This window comes from Gemmatimonadota bacterium, assembly GCA_021295815.1.
Taxonomy (GTDB): domain Bacteria; phylum Gemmatimonadota; class Gemmatimonadetes; order Longimicrobiales; family Gaopeijiaceae; genus JAGWBQ01.
The window spans coordinates 2,197-5,768 of the sequence record JAGWBQ010000032.1; the positions used below are offsets into that span (position 1 = coordinate 2,197).

Consider the following 3,572-nt stretch of genomic DNA (forward strand, 5'->3'; position numbering starts at 1 on the left):
CATGAACGCGCTGGACCGCGACGGCCTGTTCAAGGCGCGCCTGCTGAGCTGGAGCGTCTACGAGGCCGAAAGCGGCGCGGTGGCCGTCTCGTGCGAGCTCCACATTCTCGAGGAATGGAACGGCGCGGACTGGGAAGACTGGTCCGGCTACGAGGACTACCGCGTCTTCGGCAACTGGTGGGTGATCAAGCGGAACGGAACCGTGAACGCGAGCGCCGTCGCGCAGCTGAGGAACTCGCTCGGCTGGGACGGCAGCCTCGACAGCGTCATGGGGCCGCCGCCCGGCCGGACCGTGCAAGTCGTGGTCAGGGGCGAGGAATACAACGGGCGGGTCCAGCACAAGGCGTCGTGGATGCAGCCGGGCGACCACAAGCCGAACCGGGGTGTCGACACGGACAGGGTCGGCCAGTTGCAGGCCCGGTTCGGGTCGCTGCTGCGCGCGGCCGCTTCATCGGGGGCCGCGCCGGCGGCAACCGCAACCGCCGCAGTCGCTCCCGCCAAGCCGGACCCGGACGATGACCTGCCCTTTTGAGCCTGCCCGAAGCGGGCGGCGTGCACTCGCGCTCGACGACAGGCGGGCGGGCACATCGGCGCTCGAGGCGGGACTGTGAGCGGGGCGTGGACCGAGTACGTGACGTACGAGGCGGCGCGGCTGCTGATCGAGTCGCTCGACGGTGATCAGTACCCCGTTCGAGGCCGGGCCGTGAAGTACTGCGCGGACTGCCGGCGGATCCACGATGCCCCGCCGCGCCGGGACGGGGCCTGAGATGCGCGTCGTCGCGCTAGACCCGTCGCTCGCCGCCACCGGCGTCGCCGTCGACCCGGGGATCCCGCCGCACGTCATCGCGCCGCCCCGGGGAGTTGTGGGCGCCGCGCGCCTGGCGCACATCGACCAGCGCATCCGCGAGGCCGTCGACGGCGCGGACCTGGTCGTCCTCGAGGGCTACTCCTACGGCTCGAAGGGCACGGCCGCCTACCAGCTCGGCGAACTCGGCGGCGTCATCCGGCTCGCGCTCCACCGGATGCGCACCCCCCTCGCCGTCGTCTCCCCCGCGGCCGTCAAGATGCTCGCCACGGGCCGGGGCAACGCGGCCAAAGAGGCGGTCTTCGCGGCGGCGATCCGCCGCCTGGGTTACCAGGGCTCGAGCACACACGAGGCCGACGCGCTCTGGCTGCTCGAAGCCGCGCTGCAGCGCTACGGGCTTCCCGGTGCCGTCAAGTTGCCCAAGACGCATCTCCGGGCGCTTGGGAAGATCGCCTGGCCGGGTCTGGGCGAAGCCGTGAAGCGCGGAGCCGCCTGATGGCGCGCCAGGTGGTGAAGTACCAGACGACCAGCGTCGAGGCCGCGCGGTCCGCGCAGCAGATCTGCGACCTCGCGCGCAAGTACGGAGCCTCTCGCTTCGAGATGCGCTGGGACGACCGGAGGCGGCTGGAGGGAGTCCGGTTCGCCGTCCGCCACCCGGAGGCCGGCGAGGTCCCCGTCGTGCTCAGGGCCCCGGAGGAGACGATCACCCGGATCCTCTGGGACGCCCGCGGCCCGAACTCGCGCAAGACGCGGGCGGAGATCGCGGACCAGGCGCACCGGATCGCCTGGCGCCACATGAAGGACCTGACCGAGCAGCTTCTGCTCGCGACGCGCCTGGGTCTCCGAACGGTGGAGGGCGCGTTCATGGCCGACATCGAGGTCTGGGACGACGAGACGGGCGAGACCACGACGATGGCCGAGCTCTTCGCCCGGCGCGCGCGGCTCGAACCCGGCCAACGCAGCGTACGGCTGCTGCCCGCCGCGAGGCGGGTGTGATGAGGACCGGTCAGCTGCCCGCCGCCTTCCGCGAGCGCGCGGAGATGATGCGCGAATGCGGCGCTCGGGCCCAAGCCGCGGCTCTCGAATGGGCCGCCGAGCAAGCCGAGGCAGTGCTGCGCGGCGAGGCCGCCGAGGAACTCACGCTCGCGGAGGCCGCGGCCGAGTGCGGCTACTCGCGCTCGCACCTCCGGCGACTGGTCCGCGAAGGCAGGCTGCCCGCGGCGGGCAGGGATCCTCGCATCCGCGTCCTCCGCCGCCACCTGCCCCGCAAGCCCGGAGCCGCTACGTTGCGCTCGCAGCTTGCCCGCGCCGTCGTCGAACGAGGAGCACCCTCATGAAACGACGGAAGAAGAAACACTGGTCCTACAACGCGGGCGAGCGCGGGCGCAACTGGGTGCGCGCGTTCCGGCAGGGACGGGACGGGAAGTACTACCTGGAATGGTTCGACGAGGACCGGCGAAGACGGGCGGCCCTGCTCAGGGGTGTCACGACACCACTTTCCGCCAAGGCGAAGGCCGACGAGCTGGCGGCCCGGTTCGCCCGGCTCGCGTCCGAACCTCGGGCGGAGCCCGCCGCGCCCGCGCTTGCCGAGGTGCTGGACCGCTACGAGATGGAGGTGACACCATCGAAGGGCCGCTCGAAGCAGGCGCACGACCGCCGCGCCCGCCGGGTCTGGCTCGCGTTCCTGGACGCGCAGCCGGAGGCGGGACGCCGGAACGGGCGACGGCCGGAGAGCCTGGACCGGATCGACTGGGACAGGTTCGTCGCCATGCGGAGGGCCGGAACGATCCCCGGCTGGCCGCGGCCGGTGAAGGACGGGATGGTCGGCAACGACTTGGGTTTTCTCGTCGCCGTCCTCAACTGGGCGGTCGGGGCGGGGCTCGCCGGGTCGAACCCCTGGAGCGCGGACGTGCGCCGGGGCGGGCGCTGGGAGACGCCGAAGGAAAGGAACCCTCGGCGGCCCGGCATGACGGACGAGATTCGCGCGGGGCTGATCGCCCACGCGCCCGGAAACTGGCGGTTTGCCGCCATGCTCTGGCTCGGGCGCGAGACCGCGCGGCGCAACAGCGCGATCCGTCGGCTTCGCTGGAGCGACATCAATCTCAGGGCCGGCACCATCCGGTGGCGCGCCGAGACCGACAAGGCGGGGCGCGAAAACGTCACGCCCATGACAGCCGGAGCCCTGGAGGTCGTCCGGACTCTTCCCAGGGGCATCGGCGACGCGCCGGTGTTCCCCGGACGCGACGGGGCGGTTTCCCGGGGCACATGCCAGAAGTGGCTCAGGAGGGCGAAGGCGCGCTGGATGGCCTCGGTTCCATCGAGGGATCGCGGAGAACTTCGCCGTCGGATCGCCAGGATCGGGTTCCATGCGGAGAAGCGGGCCGCGGTGCGCGACCGGGCGTTCCGCAACCTGCCGGCGAGCGTCCAGGAGCAGCTCGCGGGCACCAACTTCGACACGCTCCGCCGGACCTACGACGAGGTGACGGTGGAGGACATGCAAGCCTATCTCGGGCGGGCCTCGGGCGGGGACGGGGGGTAGGATTTGCGAGCACTCGTTGCGAGCACGTGGGGCGGGATCCGGGGAACACCAGGCGATCCCGCGACCGAAGCACGGGCGGGACAACGCCTTACGCGGACGGTGCCGGCCGCGGCCGCGGGGGACAGCCCCACTCGGAGATGCAGTGGGCCTCGTCGACCGCAAGCAGGCTCACCCGCAGGCGCGGCAGCAACTCGCGGAACGAGCGGCTCTCGAAACGCTCCGGCGCGA

6 protein-coding genes are annotated in these 3,572 nt (G+C 72.1%); all 6 read left to right on the forward strand.

Annotation, left to right across the window (positions count from 1 at the left end):
• Nucleotides 1-532: hypothetical protein (locus tag J4G12_10270; protein ID MCE2456175.1), on the forward strand; the 532-nt coding region annotated here is incomplete at its 5' end.
• Between the two features lie 75 nt (nt 533-607).
• Entirely contained in the window at nt 608-766 is a 159-nt protein-coding gene (locus J4G12_10275) for a hypothetical protein (GenBank protein ID MCE2456176.1), read from the forward strand.
• Entirely contained in the window at nt 738-1,301 is a 564-nt protein-coding gene (locus tag J4G12_10280) for a crossover junction endodeoxyribonuclease RuvC (protein ID MCE2456177.1), read from the forward strand. The genes J4G12_10275 and J4G12_10280 overlap by 29 nt, the downstream gene beginning before the upstream one ends.
• Nucleotides 1,301-1,801 (forward strand): hypothetical protein, encoded by a 501-nt coding sequence (locus J4G12_10285; protein ID MCE2456178.1) that lies wholly within the window; start codon nt 1,301-1,303, stop codon nt 1,799-1,801. Before J4G12_10280 ends, J4G12_10285 begins: the two co-directional genes overlap by 1 nt.
• Nucleotides 1,801-2,142 (forward strand): helix-turn-helix domain-containing protein, encoded by a 342-nt coding sequence (locus J4G12_10290; protein MCE2456179.1) that lies wholly within the window; start codon nt 1,801-1,803, stop codon nt 2,140-2,142. Before J4G12_10285 ends, J4G12_10290 begins: the two co-directional genes overlap by 1 nt.
• Nucleotides 2,139-3,344, forward strand: a complete 1,206-nt coding sequence (locus J4G12_10295; GenBank protein MCE2456180.1) for a hypothetical protein — start codon at nt 2,139-2,141, stop codon at nt 3,342-3,344. The genes J4G12_10290 and J4G12_10295 overlap by 4 nt, the downstream gene beginning before the upstream one ends.
• The last annotated feature ends 228 nt before the right edge of the window (nt 3,345-3,572 follow it).